The organism is Micromonospora sp. HB375, assembly GCF_017872985.1.
GTDB classification, from domain to species: Bacteria; Actinomycetota; Actinomycetes; order Mycobacteriales; family Micromonosporaceae; genus Micromonospora; species Micromonospora chalcea.
In genome coordinates, this window is the sequence record NZ_JAGGJO010000001.1 from 587,604 (window position 1) to 606,210 (window position 18,607).

At 73.2% G+C, this 18,607-nt stretch carries 20 protein-coding genes; 11 read left to right on the forward strand and 9 right to left on the reverse strand.

Features of this window, described 5'->3' with window-relative positions:
- Positions 1-37 precede the first annotated feature (37 nt).
- Positions 38-1,825, forward strand: coding sequence for an adenylyl cyclase (locus J3R08_RS02910; RefSeq protein WP_209959937.1), 1,788 nt, complete (start codon positions 38-40; stop codon positions 1,823-1,825).
- Positions 1,826-1,869: 44 nt separating this feature from the next.
- Here the strand turns inward: J3R08_RS02910 and J3R08_RS02915 are convergent, their stop codons facing one another.
- Both J3R08_RS02915 and J3R08_RS02920 read right to left on the reverse strand, forming a co-directional pair.
- On the reverse strand, positions 1,870-2,460 hold the full coding sequence (locus tag J3R08_RS02915) for a ClpP family protease (RefSeq protein WP_187692255.1): 591 nt from the start codon (positions 2,458-2,460) through the stop codon (positions 1,870-1,872).
- A 126-nt stretch (positions 2,461-2,586) separates the two neighbouring features.
- Positions 2,587-3,228, reverse strand: coding sequence for a helix-turn-helix domain-containing protein (locus tag J3R08_RS02920; protein ID WP_187692254.1), 642 nt, complete (start codon positions 3,226-3,228; stop codon positions 2,587-2,589).
- Between the two features lie 156 nt (positions 3,229-3,384).
- Between J3R08_RS02920 and J3R08_RS02925 the strand changes: the two genes are divergently transcribed.
- Positions 3,385-4,398, forward strand: coding sequence for a TrkA family potassium uptake protein (locus tag J3R08_RS02925; RefSeq protein ID WP_209959939.1), 1,014 nt, complete (start codon positions 3,385-3,387; stop codon positions 4,396-4,398).
- A gap of 22 nt (positions 4,399-4,420) precedes the next feature.
- Here the strand turns inward: J3R08_RS02925 and J3R08_RS02930 are convergent, their stop codons facing one another.
- Positions 4,421-4,903, reverse strand: coding sequence for a MarR family winged helix-turn-helix transcriptional regulator (locus tag J3R08_RS02930; RefSeq protein WP_231915576.1), 483 nt, complete (start codon positions 4,901-4,903; stop codon positions 4,421-4,423).
- An 86-nt stretch (positions 4,904-4,989) separates the two neighbouring features.
- Here J3R08_RS02930 and J3R08_RS02935 point away from each other — a divergent pair, with 86 nt between their 5' ends.
- Positions 4,990-5,637: an FMN-dependent NADH-azoreductase gene (locus J3R08_RS02935; protein ID WP_064447564.1), complete on the forward strand. Its 648-nt coding sequence runs from the start codon at positions 4,990-4,992 to the stop codon at positions 5,635-5,637.
- A gap of 79 nt (positions 5,638-5,716) precedes the next feature.
- Here the strand turns inward: J3R08_RS02935 and J3R08_RS02940 are convergent, their stop codons facing one another.
- From J3R08_RS02940 to J3R08_RS02950, 3 genes are all read right to left on the reverse strand, one after another.
- Positions 5,717-6,751: a 2-oxoacid:ferredoxin oxidoreductase subunit beta gene (locus J3R08_RS02940; RefSeq protein ID WP_064447565.1), complete on the reverse strand. Its 1,035-nt coding sequence runs from the start codon at positions 6,749-6,751 to the stop codon at positions 5,717-5,719.
- Positions 6,744-8,591 (reverse strand): 2-oxoacid:acceptor oxidoreductase subunit alpha, encoded by a 1,848-nt coding sequence (locus J3R08_RS02945; protein WP_064447566.1) that lies wholly within the window; start codon positions 8,589-8,591, stop codon positions 6,744-6,746. Before J3R08_RS02945 ends, J3R08_RS02940 begins: the two co-directional genes overlap by 8 nt.
- Positions 8,592-8,787: 196 nt before the next feature.
- Positions 8,788-10,125: a hypothetical protein gene (locus J3R08_RS02950; protein ID WP_231915592.1), complete on the reverse strand. Its 1,338-nt coding sequence runs from the start codon at positions 10,123-10,125 to the stop codon at positions 8,788-8,790.
- 188 nt (positions 10,126-10,313) lie between these two features.
- Between J3R08_RS02950 and J3R08_RS02955 the strand changes: the two genes are divergently transcribed.
- Positions 10,314-10,691, forward strand: coding sequence for an NADH-quinone oxidoreductase subunit A (locus tag J3R08_RS02955; protein ID WP_030501070.1), 378 nt, complete (start codon positions 10,314-10,316; stop codon positions 10,689-10,691).
- A gap of 30 nt (positions 10,692-10,721) precedes the next feature.
- Here the strand turns inward: J3R08_RS02955 and folP are convergent, their stop codons facing one another.
- The gene (gene folP, locus J3R08_RS02960) at positions 10,722-11,591 is read right to left on the reverse strand and encodes a dihydropteroate synthase (RefSeq protein WP_043326936.1); all 870 of its coding nucleotides are present in this window, start codon (positions 11,589-11,591) and stop codon (positions 10,722-10,724) included.
- 152 nt (positions 11,592-11,743) lie between these two features.
- Here folP and J3R08_RS02965 point away from each other — a divergent pair, with 152 nt between their 5' ends.
- The 5 genes from J3R08_RS02965 (at position 11,744) to J3R08_RS02985 (ending at position 14,971) form a co-directional block, all read left to right on the forward strand.
- On the forward strand, positions 11,744-12,358 hold the full coding sequence (locus J3R08_RS02965) for a DivIVA domain-containing protein (RefSeq protein ID WP_104115122.1): 615 nt from the start codon (positions 11,744-11,746) through the stop codon (positions 12,356-12,358).
- Positions 12,355-12,855: an SRPBCC family protein gene (locus J3R08_RS02970; protein ID WP_209959941.1), complete on the forward strand. Its 501-nt coding sequence runs from the start codon at positions 12,355-12,357 to the stop codon at positions 12,853-12,855. The genes J3R08_RS02965 and J3R08_RS02970 overlap by 4 nt, the downstream gene beginning before the upstream one ends.
- 51 nt (positions 12,856-12,906) lie before the next feature.
- On the forward strand, positions 12,907-13,491 hold the full coding sequence (locus J3R08_RS02975) for a DNA-3-methyladenine glycosylase I (RefSeq protein WP_064447752.1): 585 nt from the start codon (positions 12,907-12,909) through the stop codon (positions 13,489-13,491).
- 36 nt (positions 13,492-13,527) lie between these two features.
- The gene (locus J3R08_RS02980; RefSeq protein WP_043326931.1) at positions 13,528-14,151 is read left to right on the forward strand and encodes a hypothetical protein; all 624 of its coding nucleotides are present in this window, start codon (positions 13,528-13,530) and stop codon (positions 14,149-14,151) included.
- Between the two features lie 67 nt (positions 14,152-14,218).
- Complete coding sequence (locus J3R08_RS02985; RefSeq protein WP_043326929.1) at positions 14,219-14,971, forward strand: SDR family NAD(P)-dependent oxidoreductase; 753 nt, start codon at positions 14,219-14,221, stop codon at positions 14,969-14,971.
- A 41-nt stretch (positions 14,972-15,012) separates the two neighbouring features.
- Here J3R08_RS02985 and J3R08_RS02990 read toward each other — a convergent pair whose 3' ends face one another.
- Both J3R08_RS02990 and J3R08_RS02995 read right to left on the reverse strand, forming a co-directional pair.
- Positions 15,013-15,804, reverse strand: a complete 792-nt coding sequence (locus tag J3R08_RS02990) for an enoyl-CoA hydratase/isomerase family protein (RefSeq protein WP_043326927.1) — start codon at positions 15,802-15,804, stop codon at positions 15,013-15,015.
- A gap of 4 nt (positions 15,805-15,808) precedes the next feature.
- Positions 15,809-16,627 carry a PaaX family transcriptional regulator C-terminal domain-containing protein gene (locus J3R08_RS02995; protein WP_043326925.1) on the reverse strand — a complete coding sequence of 273 codons (819 nt, stop codon included), beginning with the start codon at positions 16,625-16,627 and terminating at the stop codon, positions 15,809-15,811.
- A 190-nt stretch (positions 16,628-16,817) separates the two neighbouring features.
- On the opposite strand from J3R08_RS02995, the gene J3R08_RS03000 reads away from it, so the two are divergent.
- Together J3R08_RS03000 and J3R08_RS03005 are read left to right on the forward strand one after the other, a co-directional pair.
- Entirely contained in the window at positions 16,818-16,985 is a 168-nt protein-coding gene (locus tag J3R08_RS03000) for a DUF3117 domain-containing protein (protein ID WP_013283866.1), read from the forward strand.
- Positions 16,986-17,128: 143 nt separating this feature from the next.
- The gene (locus J3R08_RS03005) at positions 17,129-18,607 is read left to right on the forward strand and encodes a M17 family metallopeptidase (protein WP_069087217.1); all 1,479 of its coding nucleotides are present in this window, start codon (positions 17,129-17,131) and stop codon (positions 18,605-18,607) included.

The window sequence follows — 18,607 nt, forward strand, 5'->3', positions numbered from 1 at the left end:
GAGCGCTCTCCCGTCCCATCACCGAACAGGCAGGCAGATGCGATCACCCGACCCCTCCCGCCGCCGTTTCCTCACGCTCACCGCCTCCGCGGCCTCGCTCACCGCCCTCGGCCTCCCGGCCGGCGCCGCCGCCGCGTCCCCGGCCGCGCGCCCGGCACGCGAGCCCGACTTCGGCCCGAACGTCTTCGTGTACGACCCCGGCACGCCGGTCGAGGAGATCCAGTCCACGCTGGACCGGTTGTTCACCGCCCAGGAACGCAACGAGATGGGCTTCGACAGGTACGCCGTGCTGTTCAAGCCCGGCCGCTACGAGGTGGACGCCCGGCTCGGTTACTACACGACAGTCGCCGGTCTCGGCGCCCACCCGGACGACGTGGAGATCCACGGCGCGGTCCGGGTGGTCGGGCAGCCCGACCCGAACTCGCCGGCCGGCATCTCCGCGCTGACCAACTTCTGGCGTTCGGCGGAGAACCTCGCGGTCACCCCGACCGACTGGTCGAATCAGTGGGCCGTCTCCCAGGCGTCGCCGATGCGCCGGGTGCACGTCAAGGGTGTGCTGTGGTTGGAACCCGGCAACGGCGGCTACTCCAGCGGCGGCTACATCGCCGACTCCAAGGTGGACGGCATCACCATCAACGGCTCCCAGCAGCAGTGGCTCACCCGCGACAGCGAGCTCGGCGGCGAGTGGACCAACGGCGTGTGGAACCAGGTCTTCTCCGGCGTGATCGGCGCGCCCGCGCAGGGCTTCCCCGACCCGCCGTACACCACGCTGCCGACCAGCCCGGTGACCCGGGAGAAGCCGTACCTGTTCGTCGACGCCCGGGGCGCCTGGCGAGTCGCCGTACCGCGTCTGCGCCGGAACACCGCCGGCACCACCTGGGCCACCGGCGGCGCGCCGGTGCCGTCGCTGCCGCTGTCCGCGTTTTTCCTGGCCCGGCCCACCGACTCGGCGAAGCGGATCAACGCGGAACTGGCCCGGGGCCGGCACCTGCTGCTCACCCCCGGCGTCTACCACCTGGACCGGGCCCTGCGGGTACGCCGACCGAACACCGTCGTGCTCGGCCTCGGCATGCCGAGCCTGGTGCCGGACCGCGGGGACGCGGCGCTGCGGATCGAGGACGTGGACGGGGTCCGCATCGCCGGGGTGCTGGTGGACGCCGGGCCGGTCGAGTCGCCGGTGCTGGTCGAGGTCGGTACGCGGCACTGCCACCGGTCGCACGCCACGAACCCGATCTCGCTGCAGGACGTCTTCTTCCGCATCGGCGGCCCGTACGCCGGGCGGGCGGTGACCAGCCTCGTGGTGCACAGCCGGCACACGCTGATCGACAACATCTGGGCCTGGCGCGGCGACCACGGCCGGGCCGGCACGATCGGCTGGACCGTGAACACCGCTGCCACCGGCGTGATCGTCAACGGTGACGACGTGACCGCGTACGGGCTCTTCGTCGAGCACTACCAGCGCTGGCAGACGATCTGGAACGGCGAGCGCGGCCGGACCGTGTTCTACCAGAGCGAGCTGCCCTACGACCCGCCCAGCCAGGCGGCCTGGCGCAGCCCGACCGGCAACGGCTGGGCCTCGTACAAGGTGGCCGATCACGTCCGCACGCACGAGGCGTGGGGACTGGGCGTCTACTCGTACTTCAACCAGGGCGTGGACATCCGCTGTGACAGGGGGATCGAGGCGCCGCGCCGGGCCGGGGTGCGGTTCCACGACGCGATCACCGTGTTCCTCGACGGCAGCGGCGGGATCGAGCGCACGATAAACGACGTCGGGACCCCGGTCGTCGGCTCGTACGGCACCAGCACGGCAATCAGCTACCCGTGACGTCAGCGGCGGCCCGGCCGGGTGATCCGGCCGGGCCGCCCGGCTCACCCGGCGAGCTGGTCGACGCGGGAGAGCACCTGGTCGATCAGGCCGTACTCGCGGGCCTCCTCGGCGGTGAACCAGCGGTCCCGGTCCCAGTCGCGCTGGATCTGCTCCAGCGTGCGCCCGCTGTGCCGGGCGATGAGCTCCTGCATGGTCCGCTTCACGTGCAGCATGTTCTCGGCCTGGATGGTGATGTCGGAGGCCGTGCCGCCCATCCCGCCGGAGGGCTGGTGCATCAGGATCCGGGTGTGCGGCAGCGCGAACCGCTTGCCGGCCGTCCCGGCGCAGAGCAGGAACTGCCCCATCGAGCCGGCGATCCCGAGCGCCAGCGTCGCGACGTCGTTCTTGACGTACCGCATGGTGTCGTAGATGGCCATGCCGGCGCTCACCGAGCCGCCGGGCGAGTTGATGTAGAGGAAGATGTCGCGCTCCGCGTCCTCGGCCGCGAGGAGCAGGATCTGCGCGCAGATCTGATTCGCCGACGCCTCGGTGACCTCGGTGCCGAGGAAGATGATCCGTTCCTTCAGCAACCGCTCGAAGACCCGGTCGTCGAACACCGCCTGCCGATCGTCGAGCATCCAGATGCCACCCATCACCGCGCACCTCCGTACCGCCGGTGGGCGGTGGACCGCCCGGGAACCCGGCGGTCTCCAGCGTCCGCCGGGCGCACGGTCGCGGCCCAGGCTTTCTGCCCGGGGCAGATCCGCCCTCGGCAGAAGCTACGCGGCGACCGGCCGCCGCCGGCCCGCGCGGGCCCGCCGCCGGGCCAGCGTGACGGAGGTACGCGGACGGGGGCGGGCGGTCGGGGCGGAGGGAGCCGGCCAGATCCGGATGCCGCCACCGAACCCGATCGGCGTGGCGGCGCCGAGGGGCGCGCCGAGCGGCGCCGGCACCAGGCCGAGGGGCCGCAGCGTGCCGCCGAGCAGCGGCGTGGCGGTGACCGGCCGACGGGCGACGTGCGGCCGGAGCGAGACGGCGGGCCGGCGGGACACGGGCGGCCGGGACGACACGGCCGGACGGCGCGTGACGGACAGCCGGGGCGGGCCGACCCGCAGCTGCGGCCCGGTGCGGGCGACCGGCACCCGGTCGAACCGGGCCGCCGAGACTCCGGGGACGACCGGCGTCGGCCGCTCGCGGCGCAGCTCGTCACGGGCTTCTTCGAGCAGGTCGGCGAGGTGGATCCCGAGCGCCCGGCAGATCGCGGCGAGCACCTCGGAGGAGGCCTCCTTGCGTCCGCGCTCGACCTCGGAGAGGTAGGGCAGGGAGACGCCGGCGGCCTGGGCCACCTCGCGCAGCGTGCGGCCCTGGCGCAGGCGGATGCGCCGGAGCACCCCGCCGATCACCCGTCGCAGCAACGACATGCCGGCCTCCTCGCGGTCGGGCGCCCCGGACTTACCCATCATGCCCTCTCCACGCCTCCGGCAGCGGCCCCGGCGGGTTCCGATCGTCACCCGGCGGGCCGCGTCCCCGCGTACCCGTTATCTTGTGGGCGTGCAGGTGGCGGAGCAGGACCGACGGTGATCCATTTTCCCGCGCAGCGGCGAGGGCCGCTGAGCGCGCTGAGCCTGCGCCTGCTCGCCGCTCTCGGCCTGGTCTTCGCCACGGTGTTCGTGGTGTGGCTCGACCGCGACGGCTACCGCGACGTCGACGACAGCGGCCTGAGCCTGCTCGACTGCTTCTACTACGTGGTGGTCTCGCTCTCCACCACCGGGTACGGCGACATCACGCCGGTCAGCTCGTCGGCGCGACTGGCGAACGTCCTGTTCGTCACCCCCGCCCGGGTGCTCTTCCTGATCATCCTGGTCGGCACCACCCTGGAAGTCCTGACCGAGCAGTACCGCACCGGGCGTCGCCTGTCGCGGTGGAGGAGAACCGTGAAGGACCACGTCATCATCTGCGGCTACGGCACCAAGGGCCGCAGCGCGGTCTCCGCCCTGCTGGAGAACGGCACGGACAAGTCCAAGATCGTGGTGGTCGAGCGCAGTGGCCCGGCGCTTCGGCAGGCCACCTCCAACGGGCTGGTGACGATCGAGGGCTCGGCGACCCGCTCGTCGGTGCTGGAGCAGGCGCACGTGCGTACCGCGAAGTCGGTCATCATCGCGACCGACAGCGACGACGCCTCGGTGCTGGTGGCGCTCACGGTCCGGCAGCTCACCGCCGGTCAGGTCCGCATCATCGCGGCGGTCCGGGAGGCGGAGAACGCGCCGCTGCTCAAGCAGAGCGGGGCGCACCACGTGATCGTGTCGTCGGCGACGGCCGGGCGGCTGCTCGGCCTGTCGACCTCGGCTCCGCCCCTGATCGACGTGGTGGAGGACCTGCTCACCCCGGGTCAGGGCATGGCGCTGGCCATGCGGTCCGCCGAGCGCGACGAGGTGGGCCGCTCACCGCGTGAGCTGGAGTCGCTCGTCATCGCGCTGGTCCGCCGGGGCAAGGTGGTCACGCTCAACGACCGTGCGGGCGCGGTGATCGAAACCGGCGACATGCTCGTCCACGTCCGGGACGACCGGCCGCAGGCCACCTCCGCGATCTGACCCGGCCCGCCGGGCCGCCCGGTCAGCAGGCGCCCGGACCGCCTTCCGCGATCACTTCGCCGCAGGTCGACGACCGGCCCTGGGTAGCCCGGCGCAGGAGGTCGTAGAGCAGGTCCCGTTCGCCGGGGGCCAGCGCGCCGAGGACGTCCTCCTCCGCACCGGCGAGCGCGCACTCGGCCTCGCGTAGTCGCTTCGTGCCCGCGTCGGTGAGGCGTACCTCGTGCCGGCGGCGGTCCTCCGGCGAGCGGCGGCGCTCGGCCAGGCCGTCCGACTCCAGGTCGTTGAGCAGCCCGACCACGTTCGTGCTGTCGATCTGGAGCGTGCCGGCCAGCGCCTGCTGGCTGATGCCGCCGGAGTCGCGCAGCACGGTGAGCGCCACCAGGTGGCGGGGGCGCAGGCCCAGCGGGGCCAGCACCGACTCCGAGCGCAGCCGCATCCGCCGGGCCAGGTGGTCGAGCAGGGGCCCGGAACGGCGCTCGGACTCCTCGGCCGGTGCGGCGGACATGTGACCCAGTTTACGCGCTCCGAGGAACATCGACCTGCTATAAATAGTTGGTTCTACACTAACGATCGTCGGAGGAGGAATCACCAATGGCACACCTACTGCACATCGACTCCAGCATCACCGGGGAGCGGTCGATCAGCCGGCGGCTCACCGCCCGCGCCGCCGCCGCCTGGCGCGCCGCCCACCCGGACGGCACTGTCACCTACCGCGACCTGGGTCAGAACCCGCTGCCGCACCTGAACACCGCCAGCGGCCTCGCGCGCATGGTGCCGCCGGATCAGCACACCCCCGAGCAGCAGGCTTCCTGGCAGCTGACCCAGGAGGTGGTGGCCGAGGTGAAGCAGGCCGACACGGTCCTGCTCGGGCTCCCGCTCTACAACTACGGCCCGCCCAGCAGCGTGAAGTCCTGGGTCGACCACCTGATCGCCCCCGGCATCGCGTACGACCCGGTGACGAACGCCGGGCTGCTCGGCGACCGCCAGTTCGTCGTCCTGGTCAGCCGCGGCGGCGGGTACGGCCCGGGCACCCCGCGCGAGGGCTGGGACCACGCCGAACCGTGGCTGCCGCACGGCCTCTCCCTGACCGGGCTGGACCCGCGGTTCATCTGCGCCGAGCTGACCCTGGCCCCGGTCAACCCGGCGATGGCCGAGCTGATCCCGCTGTTCGAGCAGAGCCTCGCCGCGGCCGAGCGGGCCGTCGACGAGCTGTGGGTGCCCGCCCCGGCGGCCGCCTGACCGGGCCGCGTCACACGCGAGGGGCGGGCCGTTCCGCGGGGGAACGGCCCGCCCTTTCGCGTGACGGGTCAGCGGTGGATCAGAGGATCGTCCAGGTGTCGCCGCTGCCGAGCAGCGCCGCGAGCTGCTGCTCCGGGGTCTTGTCCACGCCCGCCTTGGCCGCCGCGACCTGCTCCTGCACAACGCTGTCGTAGGAAGGGCGGTCCACCGACCGGAACACCCCGATCGGGGTGTTGCTCAGGTCCAGGCCGGGCAGCCGGGACAGCGCGAAGGCGTACGCCGGGTCGGCCACGCCCGCGTCGTGCACGACGATCTCCTCAGCCGGCGTGTTCGCGGTCTCCCGGACCTCCAGCCCGAAGCCGCCCGGCGGGTGGACGACGCAGAACTGCCCGTCCTTGCCGAACGTGATCGGCTGCCCGTGCTCCAGCCGGATCAGGAAGTCGTCCCGGGTGGCCGGCTCCTTCAGCGGGTCGAACGCGCCGTCGTTGAAGATGTTGCAGTTCTGGTAGATCTCCACGAACGCCGAACCCTCGTGCTGGGCGGCGGCCCGCAGCACCGACTGGAGGTGCTTGCGGTCCGAGTCGATCGTCCGGGCCACGAACGTGGCCTCGGCGCCGAGCGCCAGCGACAGCGGGTTGAACGGGGCGTCCGCCGAGCCGACCGGCGTCGACTTGGTGATCTTGCCGACCTCGGAGGTCGGCGAGTACTGGCCCTTGGTCAGCCCGTAGATCCGGTTGTTGAACAGCAGGATCTTCAGGTTCACGTTGCGGCGCAGCGCGTGGATCAGGTGGTTGCCGCCGATGGAGAGCGCGTCGCCGTCACCGGTGACCACCCAGACCGACAGGTCCGGCCGGGACACCGACAGGCCGGTGGCGATCGCCGGGGCCCGGCCGTGGATCGAGTGCATCCCGTACGTGTTCATGTAGTACGGGAAGCGCGACGAGCAGCCGATGCCCGAGACGAAGACGATGTTCTCCCGGGGGATGTTCAGCTCCGGCATGAAGCCCTGCACGGCCGCCAGGATGGCGTAGTCACCGCAACCGGGGCACCAGCGCACCTCCTGGTCGGACTTGAAGTCCTTGGCGGTGAGCTTGAGGGCGACGGGCTCAGACATTCTTCAGGACCTCTTCCAGCATCGTCTCCAGCTCGGCGGCGGTGAACGGCAGGCCGCGGACCTGGTTGTAGCCGATCGCGTCGACCAGGTACTTCGCCCGGATCACGTGGGCGAGCTGGCCGAGGTTCATCTCCGGCACGACCACCTTGTCGTAGCGGCCCAGCACCTCGCCGAGGTTCGCCGGCATCGGGGCCAGGTGCCGCAGGTGGGCCTGGGCCACCGAGAGCCCGCGCTGACGCAGGCCACGGCAGGCGGCGCCGATCGGCCCGTACGTCGAGCCCCAGCCCAGCACCAGCACCCGGGCGTCGCCGTCCGGGTCCTCGACCTCGACGTCCGGCACCGGGATGGTCTCGATGCGGGCCGCCCGGGTCCGCACCATGAAGTCGTGGTTGGCCGGGTCGTACGAGATGTCGCCGGTCTTGTCGGCCTTCTCCAGGCCGCCGATCCGGTGCTCCAGACCGGCCGTGCCGGGCACCGCCCACGGGCGGGCCAGCGTCTGCGGATCCCGCAGGTACGGCAGGAACGTGGTGCCGTCCTCGCCGTTGGGCTGCGTGGCGAACTCGACCCGCAGGTCGGGCAGCGACTCCACGTCCGGCAGCAGCCACGGCTCCGAGCCGTTGGCGACGTAGTTGTCCGACAGCAGGATCACCGGCGTGCGATAGGTGAGCGCGATCCGGGCCGCCTCCAGCGCCGCGTGGAAGCAGTCCGACGGGGACTTCGGCGCGACCACCGCCACCGGGGCCTCGCCGTGCCGGCCGTACAGCGCCATGTTCAGGTCGGCCTGCTCGGTCTTGGTGGGCATACCCGTCGACGGCCCGGCCCGCTGCACGTCGACGATGACCAGCGGCAGCTCCAGCGCCACCGCCAGGGAGATCGTCTCGCTCTTGAGCGCCACGCCCGGGCCGCTCGTGGTGGTGATCCCGAGCGCGCCGCCGTACGAGGCGCCCAGCGCCGCGCCGACCGCCGCGATCTCGTCCTCGGCCTGCATGGTGACCACGCCGAACTTCTTGTGCTTGCTCAGCTCGTGCAGGATGTCCGAGGCCGGCGTGATCGGGTACGCGCCGAGGAACACCGGCAGCCCGGAACGCACCCCGGCGGCCACCAGGCCCAGCGACAGCGCCGCGTTGCCGGTGATGTTCCGGTAGGTGCCCGGCAGCATCTTGGCCGGCTTGACCTCGTACCGGACGGAGAAGTCCTCGGTGGTCTCGCCGAAGTTCCAGCCGGCCCGGAACGCGGCCACGTTCGCCGCCACCAGCTCGGGACGGGCCGCGAACTTGCGCTCCAGGAAGCGCAGCGTGGACTCGTACGGGCGGGAGTACATCCAGCTCAGCAGCCCGAGCGCGAACATGTTCTTGGCCCGCTCGGCGTCCTTCTTGGACACGTCGAGCTCGGCCAGCGCGCCGATCGTCATCGAGGTGAGCGCCACCGGGTGCACCGCGTACCCGGCGAGCGAGTCGTCGTCGAGCGGGCTGGTCGCGTAGCCGACCTTGGCCAGGTTGCGCCGGGTGAACTCGTCGGTGTTGACGATGATGTCCGCCCCGCGCGGCAGGTCGGCCAGGTTGGCCTTCAACGCGGCCGGGTTCATCGCCACCAGCACGTTCGGCGCGTCACCCGGCGTCAGGATGTCGTAGTCGGCGAAGTGCACCTGGAAGCTCGACACGCCGGGCAGGGTGCCGGCGGGAGCGCGGATCTCGGCGGGGAAGTTGGGCAACGTCGAGATGTCGTTGCCCAGCTGCGCCGTCTCCGAGGTGAACCGGTCGCCGGTGAGCTGCATGCCGTCGCCGGAGTCACCGGCGAACCGGATGACCACCCGGTCCAGCTGACGGATCTGCTTGGTCACACCCGCACCTCGCTTAACTGAGCGCCGTCGCCCTCGCCGGCCCGGCCCGCTCCGATTCTCACGTCAGAGCCTACGTCGCCACGTTAGGGCCACCTTGGTCGAGGTCCGACGTATGGGACTGGATCGGGCCGCTGTATGCCCCGCTTTGCAGCGTTTAGTACCTGGGTCCGTAACCCAGATCACCACGTATTCATGATCACCGGTCGGTTGCCGGCCGCTCCGGCACCGTGATGTCACTGCGGCGGCGCAGCGAGCGGGTCGCCAGCGTCAGCGCGAGCACGACCAGGAGGCCGGACACGGCGATCAGCGCGATCGCGGTCCGCCGGGTCGAGGCGTCGTCGTCGGTCGGCCCGCCACCGGCGGCGAGCACGCCCTGCGAGGCGGTCGGACCCGGCACGCCCACCGGCGGGGTGGCGTCCGCCGCGGCGGCGCTGATCCGGAAGCTCATCTGCACCTGCCGGTCCCGCCCGCTGCGCGGGTCCAGCCGGCCGATCACCGCGCCGGCCAGCGGGGCACGGCGCTGCGCCTCGGCCGAGGCGGCGAGCGTCAACCGCAGGGTCGCGGTCCGGCCGGCCGGCAGGACGCCCAGCTCGCACCGGGTCCGGTCGGGCGTCACCGCGGCGCAGCCGTTCTCGGTGTCGCCGGCAGTCACACCGGCCGGCAGGAGCACCTCGACACGGCCCGCGGCGTCGACAGCGCCGGTGTTGCCGAGCCTTACGGTGAGCGTGCTGGGCGCGCCGCTGATGTCGAACAGCACCTCGTCGGCGCGCAGCGAGATCCCGGGCACCGGCGGCCCGGGCGGGAAGAGCACCGGGAAGCCCTCGTCGTCGTACGCCGCTCCGCTGACCCCCGGCGCGACGGCGGTGACCTGCACGGAACCGGTCAGTGGCATGGTCCGCCAGGCGTCGCCGTCGACCCGTACCCGGATGGTCGCGCTGAACCGGGCGCCCGGCTCGGCGTCCCACCCGACGCAGCTGTGGTTGGCGCCGCCGGTCGGCTGGCAGCCCGGCGTGCCCGCGTCGGTCAGCCCGGGCGGCAGCGTGTAGGCGAGCGTGATCCGCTCCGCCCGGCCGCCGGTGTTCGTCACCGTCACCCGCAGCGTGGCAACCGTGCTGTCGGCATTCCAGTAGTCGGGGGTGAGCACCACGTCCTCGGTGTTCACCCGTACCCCGAGCGGCCCGCCGGGCGGCTGGGCCGAGGGCGGCGGCGGGGGCTGGACCGGCGGCACGACCGGCGGCGGCGCGCTGGTGGTGTTCGGGGCCGCGCTGGTCGGCGCCGGTTCGACGGGCGGGCTGCTGACCGGCGGGGCCGGCGCGGTGGTGACCGGCGGCGGAGGCGTGCTCGGGGGTGGCGGCGCCTCGGTGGGCGGCGGTGCGGGCGAGCTGGTTCCCGGGTCCGCGGTGGGGACCGGTTCGGTCGGCTCGCCGGCTGGATCGGCGGGTTCGATCACCCGGGCCAGGCCGGCCGGACCTCCGGCGGCGGCCGTGGCTCCGGCCGGCGCCACCGCCACCGCCGCCGCGACCAACGCGGGCACCAGCAGTGCGAGGGTACGACGGAGCGCGGCCCGCCGAACGGGTCGAACGCGCAGGCGGGCCATCTGTCCTCCGGGGCGGGTCAAGGTGTCCCATTATTCGGTGATGCTTGCCATCAGGCACTAGTCCTGCCAGGAAACGAATTCGTAACGTGTCCGGGACATCTGGACGGGACCGGTACGCTCCGCTCGTGACCGGATATCTCGGCTCGTACGCCACGCTCGGTCTGCTGCTGCTCGCCGCCGTGCTCTTCTTCGTGACGGCGTTCTCGGCGAACCGGGTGTTACGTCCGAGCCGCCCGGCCGAGCCGTGGGGCAAACGGGCCACGTACGAGTGCGGCATCGACCCGGTCGGCGGCGACTGGGCCCAGATGCAGATCCGCTACTACGTCTACGCCTACCTGTACGTGCTCTTCGCGGTCGAGGCGGTCTTCCTGTTCCCGTGGGCGCTGGTGTTCGACCGGCCCGGCTTCGGCGCCACCACCGTGGTCGAGATGGGCGTCTTCGTGGCGATCGTCGCGCTCGGCATCCTCTACGCCTGGCGGCGCGGCGTCCTGCGCTGGACCTGACCCGTCAGGCGCCGCGCGTCACCTGACCTCCTAGGCCAGCCCGCGCCGGGTCGCCGCCGGCGGCCGGTCGCCCCGGATCGAGGCCACCATGTCCAGCACCCGGCGGGTCTCGCGGACCTGGTGGGCGCGGAACACCCGGGCGCCGAGCCAGGCCGAGACCGCGGTGGCGGCGAGCGTCCCCTCCAACCGCTCGGGCACCGGCAGGTCGAGCGTCTCGCCGATGAAGTCCTTGTTCGACAGGGCCACCAGCAGCGGCCAGCCGGTGTCGGTCAGCTCCGCCAGCCGCCGGGTGATCTCCAGCGAGTGCCGGGTGTTCTTGCCGAAGTCGTGCGCCGGGTCGATCAGGATGCCGTCCCGGCGTACGCCCAGCCCGGCCGCGCGTTCGGCCAGCCCGGTCACCGTGGTGAGCACGTCGGCCACCACGTCGTCGAAGTGGGCCCGGTGCGGCCGGGTACGCGGCGCGAGCCCGCCGGCGTGCGAGCAGACCAGCCCGGCGCCGGTCGCCGCGGCGACCCGGGCCAGCGCCGGATCCGCCCCCGACCAGGTGTCGTTGAGCAGGTCCGCGCCGGCCGCCACCGCCTCCACCGCCACCTCGGCCCGCCAGGTGTCGATGGAGACGACCACCTCGGGGAAGGCGGACCGGACCGCGGCGATGGTGTCCACCGTCCGCCGGATCTCCTCGGCCACGTCCACCTCGTCGCCCGGGCCGGCCTTCACCCCGCCGATGTCGATGATCTCGGCGCCCTCGTCGACCGCGCGCTCCACCGCGCGCAGCGCGCTGTCCTGGGCGAACGTGGCGCCCCGGTCGAAGAACGAGTCGGGCGTGCGGTTGACGATCGCCATCACCACCAGCTCACCGGGGCCGAACGTCCGTCCGCCCAGCCGCAACGCCCCGGTCATGCCCGCCTCCTCGTCGCCGGCGCTCGCCGGCCGGTCCGACGCTATCCGGTCCCGTGCGCGCCACCCCTGCCGGTCCCGTGCGTCGGACGCATTTACCGACCGGACGTCCCGGAGGGCTCGCCCGATCCCGGCCCGCATGCCACGATCTGTGCATGGGTGAGGTTCTGCTCCTCTTGGTCGTCGCGCTGACAGTCGCGGCGGTGGTGTTCGGCGTGACGGTGCTGGTCTCCGGCAAGGATCCGGGCCTGACACCGGCCGAGCCGGACGGGCGGGCCGTGCCCCTGCCGGGCAGCCGTCCGCTCGACGAGTCGGACGTGACAGGCGTCCGCTTCGACACGGCGCTGCGCGGCTACCGGATGGCCCAGGTCGACTCCGCGCTGCGCCGCGCGGCGTACGACATCGGCTACAAGTCCGAGCTGATCAGCGTGTTGGAGGCGGAGAACGCGGCCCTGCGCGACGGCCGCACCGAGGACGCCGACGCGCTGCGCCGGGCGCGCGAGGAGGCCGCCGCGACCCGGCCCGAGACCGAGCAGGCGGTCGACCCGTCCGACCCGGAGCCGGTGGTGATCGACCTGTCCGCGCCCGAGCAGCCGTCCCGTACCGACGCCGACGGACAGCCGGGAGGCACCCCGGCCGAGCCGGGCGTGGCGGAGGCCCCCGCCGCCGCGGCGACCGAGGACACCGTCTCCCCGGCGAACGGGATCGCTGCCGGCTCGGCCGACGACGACCGGGAGCGCGGTTCGGTGGTCCGGTCGGAGTCCGCGTGACCGGCGCCGGCCGCCCGGCCCACGACTTCACCGAGGCGTCCCGGCGCGGCGCCGGCGAGGTCACCGCCACCGTGATCGTCGACGCGCCGGCCGATCGCGTCTTCGCCGCGCTCACCGCCTGGGAACGCCAGTCGGACTGGATCCCCCTGACCCGGGTCCGGGTGGTCGAGGGTGACGGCGGCGAGGGCAGCCTGGTCGAGGCGGTCACCGCGCTCGGCCCGGCCGTGCTCCGGGACGAGATGCGTGTGGTCCGGGTCGACGCCCCGTACGAGGTCGGCGTGGTGCACTGCGGCAAGTTGCTGCGCGGCCCCGGCGTGCTGCGCTGCACCCCGATGGACCGCGACCGCACCCAGGTGGTCTGGCACGAGTGGTTCCACCTGCCGGGTGGCCCGGCCGGGCGGGTGGCCTGGCCGGTGCTCTGGCCCGGCTCGAAGTTCAGCCTCACCCAGGCGTTGAAGAAGTTCGCCCGGCTGGTCGAGCAGGGCCGGCTGCCCTGACCGGCGGTCGGCGCGGCGGGGCTGTCGGTGGCCCGGCCTATCGTGGACGCCGTGACTGACCTGGTGAACGGCCCCGACGGGCTGCCGCGCTGCGCGTGGGGAGCGAGCACCCCCGACTACGCCGTCTACCACGACGAGGAGTGGGGCCGGCCGCTGCGCGGCGACGACGCGCTCTACGAGCGGCTGACGCTGGAGGCGTTCCAGTCCGGCCTGTCCTGGCTGACCATCCTGCGCAAGCGGCAGGCGTTCCGGGACGCCTTCGCCGGGTTCCGGATCGAGTCGGTGGCCCGCTACGGCGAGTCCGACGTGGCCCGGCTGATGGCCGACGCGGGGATCGTCCGCAACCGGGCCAAGATCGAGGCGGCGATCGCCAACGCCCGGGCCGCGTCGGAGCTGCCCGAGGGCCTCTCCGCGCTGCTCTGGTCGTTCGCGCCGCCGCCCCGGGCGGCGCGCCCCCGGTCCTTCGCCGAGGTGCCGGCCACCAGCCCGGAGTCCGCCGCGATGGCCAAGGCGCTCAAGAAGCGGGGCTTCCGGTTCGTCGGCCCCACCACCGCCTACGCGCTGATGCAGGCCACCGGCATGGTCGACGACCACCTGGCCGACTGTCACGTGAGCGGTGACCGGGCCGGGGTGTGACCGAGCGCGCCACCTCCGGCGTGATGGGATTGGGACATGACCGACACCGAGCCGCGTACGAGCGGGACGACCGACGGTGAGACCACTACCGGCGCCTGGGCGGTGCTGCTGCCCGCCGAGCGCTTCGAGGCCGAGCGGCTGGTGCACCACGACGTGCTGGAGCTGACCGGGCCGGCCGCAGCGGCTCGCCCGCGCCCCGGCGACCGGGTGGCGGTGCTGGTCGACGAGCCGCTGCGGCTGGTCGCGCTCGGCCGGGTCGCGCTCGCGGCGTCCGGGACCCGGGAGGACCCGGACGATCCGCAGTCCGACCTGGCGGCCGGGCCGCTCGTGGTCGCGTACACCCGGCGGGCGCTGGACGAGCCGGTTCCGGTCGACGGCCCGGCGCCGGACGGACCGGTGGTCGCGCTCGACCCGGCCCGCTGGCGGGCGCTGGCCGACCGGCTCGGCCCGCCGCCGGCCCGCAGCACCTGGCTGGTCAGCCTGGACCTGCCGATCGAGGCGGCGTCGCGGGCCGAGGCGGTCCGGATCTTCTGGTCCTACGTGCAGGAGCTGGGCCCGCGGGAGCTGCCGGCGTTCGTCTCGCCCTACGGCGACGAGCTGGCCATGCAGGCGTTCGTGCTCGGCGTCGAGGCCAACCAGGATCCCGAAGAGGACGACTGACCCCCCGTCCCGGGCGGTAGCGTCCGGGACGAGGGCCGGCGCCGGCCGGCGTGGTCAAGGGGGTGCCATGCGGTTCCGGGACAGGGTCGTGCTGGTGACCGGCGGAGCGTCCGGCCTGGGCGAGGCGACGGCGCGCCGGTTCGCCGCCGAGGGCGGCAAGCTGGTGATCGCGGACATCAACACCGAGGGCGCCGAACGGGTGGCGTCGAGCCTGCCGGACGCGCTCGCGGTGACCATGGACACCGGCGACGCCACCTCCGTCGAGCGTGGCATCGCCGAGGCGGTCGCGCGGTACGGCCGGCTCGACGTGATCTTCAACAATGCCGGCATCGACGGGCAGCAGCAGGCGCTGCACGAGATGGACCTGGCGAACTGGGAGAAGGTCCGCCGGATCAACGGCGACGGCGTGTTCTACGTGCTGCGGTACGGCATCGACGCGATGCTGCGCTCCGGCGGCGGCGCGATCGTCAACACCTCGTCCACGGCCGGGCTGACCGCGCAGGACAACATCTCGCCGTACACGTTCACCAAGGCCGGCATCGTCGGGCTGACCCGGTCCGCGGCCGTCGAGTACGCCGCCCGGGGCGTACGGGTCAACGCGGTCGCCCCGACAGTGGTGATGACCCCGCTCGTGGAGCACTTCATCGCGAACGCGCCGGACCCGGAGCAGATGCGCCGGCAGATGGAGTCGTTCAACCCGAAGCCCGGCATCCCGACCGCCGACGACGTGGCGGGCGTGGTGCTCTTCCTCGCCTCCGACGACGCGGCCTGGGTCACCGGGCACACGATCCCCATCGACGGCGGCTACGTGGCCCGCTGAGCGGGCGCGCGAGGGGTGCCCGGCGCCCGCCCCGGCCCGGTTCAGCGGCCCTCGAAGACCGGCTTCTGCTTGTTGACGAACGCCTTGGTGGCGGCGTGGTGGTCGGCGGTGGCGCCGCAGATCGCCTGCGCCTGCGCCTCGGCGGCCAGCGCGTCGGCGAGCGTGCCGGCGTCGGCGATGGAGAGCTGGCGCTTGATCGCCCCGTACGCGACGGTCGGGCCGGCGGCGAGCCGCGCGGCCAGCTCCTGCGCGGCCGGGAGCACCTGCTCGTCGTCGTCCACCAGCCGGTTCAGCAGGCCCAGCCGGCAGGCGTCGTCGGCGCTCACCGGCTCGGCGAGCATCAGCAGCTCTACGGCCTTGGCGTGGCCGACCAGCCGGGGCAGCGTCCAGGACGCGCCGGTGTCGGCGGCCAGCCCCACCCCGGCGAAGGCCATCAGGAAACGGGTCTTCGGGCCGCCGATGCGGAAGTCGGCGAGCAGGGCCAGTGAGGCGCCCGCCCCGGCGGCCATGCCGCGCACCGCGGCGACCACCGGCTTGGGCAGGTTGGCCAGCCGGGCGGCGATCGGGTTGTAGTGCGCCCGGACCGTGCCCAGCGGGTCGGCGTCGGCCGAGTCCAGCGTCTGCACGTGCTCGCGCAGGTCCTGCCCGGCGCTGAACGAGCCGCCCGCGCCGGTCAGCACCACGGCCCGGCAGGAGCGGTCGGTCTCCAGCTCGGCCAGGGTGTCCCGGAGCGCCTCCTTGAGCGCCACGTCGAGCGAGTTCATCGCCGTCGGGCGGTTCAGCGTCAGGGTGACGACGGCGTCGGTGCGGTCGACGAGCAGCGGCTCGGTCACGTTTCTAACGACCCTTCTGTCGTGCCAGGCGGTTGCTCGCGTCGAGGCACTGCTCGACGTACCGGTCGGCGGCCGGCCGGAGCCGGGCGGCGTGCCGGTCGAAGAAGCTGGCCGCGCTGGTGCCCGGCCACCGCTCGGGTAGCAGCGCCGGTGGCAGCTGCGGGTCCCGGAACAGGAACGTACGCCACGCGTGCACGAGCCGGAACCGGGCCGCGTACGCGTCCTCGTCGCTGCTGCGCACCGTGACGCCGGACAGGAGCGGCTTCTGCTCGGCGACGAAACGCTCGTACGCCCGGCCGATCTCGGCCAGGTCCCAGGCGCGGCGGACCACGCCCATCGCGCCGGGCGTGCCGGAGGTGTGGGCGGCGGTGAACCGCTCGTAGCGCACGCCCGCCTCGTCGAGCAGCAGGTCGACGTCCTCGCCGGCACGGGTGGCGACCCAGGTGCAGTCGTCGAGCGTGCCGTAGCCGAGGAAGCTGAGGTTGGCGGCGAGCCGCTGCCGGTCGCGGCGGGACGCGGGCGGGGTGAGCACCAGGAGGTCGAACCGTCCGTCCCAGCTGTGCCGTCCGGTCCGGTAGATCCGCGACGCCGCCTCGTCGAGTCGACGGGCCGCCTTCGGGGTGATCGAATACCCGGGTCCGGAAGCGAGCCGGAGTGGTTCCAGCCAGCCCTGGCGGACCATCCGGCTGACCGCGGTGCGCACCGCCGGTGGGGCGATCCCGAGCGGGGCGAGCAGCTTGACCAGGGCGGCGACGGGTGCGCGGCCACCTCGGGCCCGGAGGTGGTCGCCGTACAGGTCGAAGAGTGCCGACCGTGCCTGCATGACCGCACATTGTGACAGGCCTATCCAAGATAAGCTAGATGCTGTTACATCAATGCTGCTTCGGTTTGGGTCCGGCGGTGTTCATCAGGGAAAATCGTTGGTCGAGCCTCCCGTGATGGTTGCGGTTGGCGTTGGCGAAGTGGCTGTGGGGCAACTCACCGACCCTGGTGTAGGTCTGAGGGGAGACAACATGGCGGCGATGAAGCCGCGGACGGGCGACGGTCCGCTGGAAGTCACCAAGGAGGGCCGGGGCATCGTCATGCGTGTCCCGCTGGAGGGTGGTGGCCGGCTCGTCGTCGAGATGACTCCCGACGAGGCCACCGCGCTGGGTGACGCGCTGAAGGCGGCAGCGGGCTGATTCGAGGAGTGTCCGCGTGGCGTCCGCCGCGCGGGCGGTTCGTCATACCCTGAGCCACCGGCACCGCCGGTGGCTCAGGGCCTTCCTCTGCGGGTGAGCGATGAAACGTCCCCGTTGAAACCATTTCGGAGGTACGGTCCAGCGTGCTGGTCATTCGTCTGGTGAGTGGGCCCGCGGGGTCCGACGCTCTCGTCCTGCCCGTCCGTCCCGGGAAGCCCGACTCCGCGGACTCGTCCGGCTCTCCGGCCGAACTGGTCCCGACCGCCGTCGCGCCCGGCGACGACGTCCGGGCCGAGGCCGCCGCCCTGCTGCCCGCCACCCGGCTCACCGGCGCCGCCGGTGAGGTACGCGAACACCTGCGTCCCGGCGGCGCTCCGGCACGGCTGTGGCTGCTCGGCGTCGGGTCCGGCGACGAGCGCGACTGGCGCACCGCGGGCGCCGCGCTGGCCCGCGCGGCGAAGGATGAGACGCAGATCACCATCGCGCTTCCCGGCGAGGCGACCGAGGCGCTGCGCGGCCTGGCCGAGGGCCTGCTGCTCGGCTCGTACCGCTTCCGCCTCACCGAGTCCGGCGGACGCCCGGCCCTGGCCGAGGCGCTGGTGCTCGTCGACGACCCGGAGGCGCTCGCGGGCACGCTCGACGCCGCCCGGACCACCGCCGAGATGACCCGCCTGGCCCGGGACCTCACGAACACGCCCTCGTCCACCAAGAACCCGGAGTGGTTCGCCGAGCAGGTGGCCGGCGCCGCGTCCGGCCGGACCGGCCTGCACCTGCGGGTACGCGGTCCGCAGGAGCTGGCGGCCGAGGGCTTCGGCGGCATCCTGGCCGTCGGCGGCGGCTCCGCCAGCGGCCCCCGCCTGGTCGAGCTGGACTGGCGGCCCGACGGCGCGCGCACCCACGTGGTCCTCGTCGGCAAGGGCATCACGTTCGACACCGGCGGCATCTCGATCAAACCGGTGCCCGCCATGAAGCTCATGCGCAAGGACATGGCCGGCGCCGCCGCGGTGATCGCCGCGACGCTCGGCGCCGCCGAACTGGGGCTTCCGGTACGGGTCACCACGCTGGCCCCGCTCGCCGAGAACATGGTCAGCGGGTCGGCGTTCCGCCCCGGCGACGTGATCCGGCACTACGGCGGGCTGACCAGCGAGAGCACCAACTCCGACGCGGAGGGCCGGCTGGTCCTCGCCGACGCGATGGCGTACGCGGTCCGCGAGCTGAAGCCCGACCTGCTGATCGACCTGGCCACGCTGACCGGCGCGAACGCGGTGGCCCTCGGCAAGCGGCACGCGGCGCTCTACAGCGAGAACGACGCCCTGGCCGGCGACCTGCTCGACGCGATCACCGCGGCCGGTGAGCGGGCCTGGCGGATGCCGCTCGCCGACGACTACGTCGAACACCTGGCCAGCGACGTCGCCGACCTGCACAGCTCACCGGCGCAGGGCGCCGGCTCGGTGGTGGCCGCGCTGTACCTGCGGGAGTTCACCGGTGACCTGCGGGACCGGTGGGCGCACCTGGACATGTCCGCGCCGTCGTGGTCCGACGACACGCACGGCGAACTGGTCAAGGGCGCCACCGGCTGGGGCGTACGCGGGTTGCTGCGCTGGCTGGCGACGCTGGGCTGA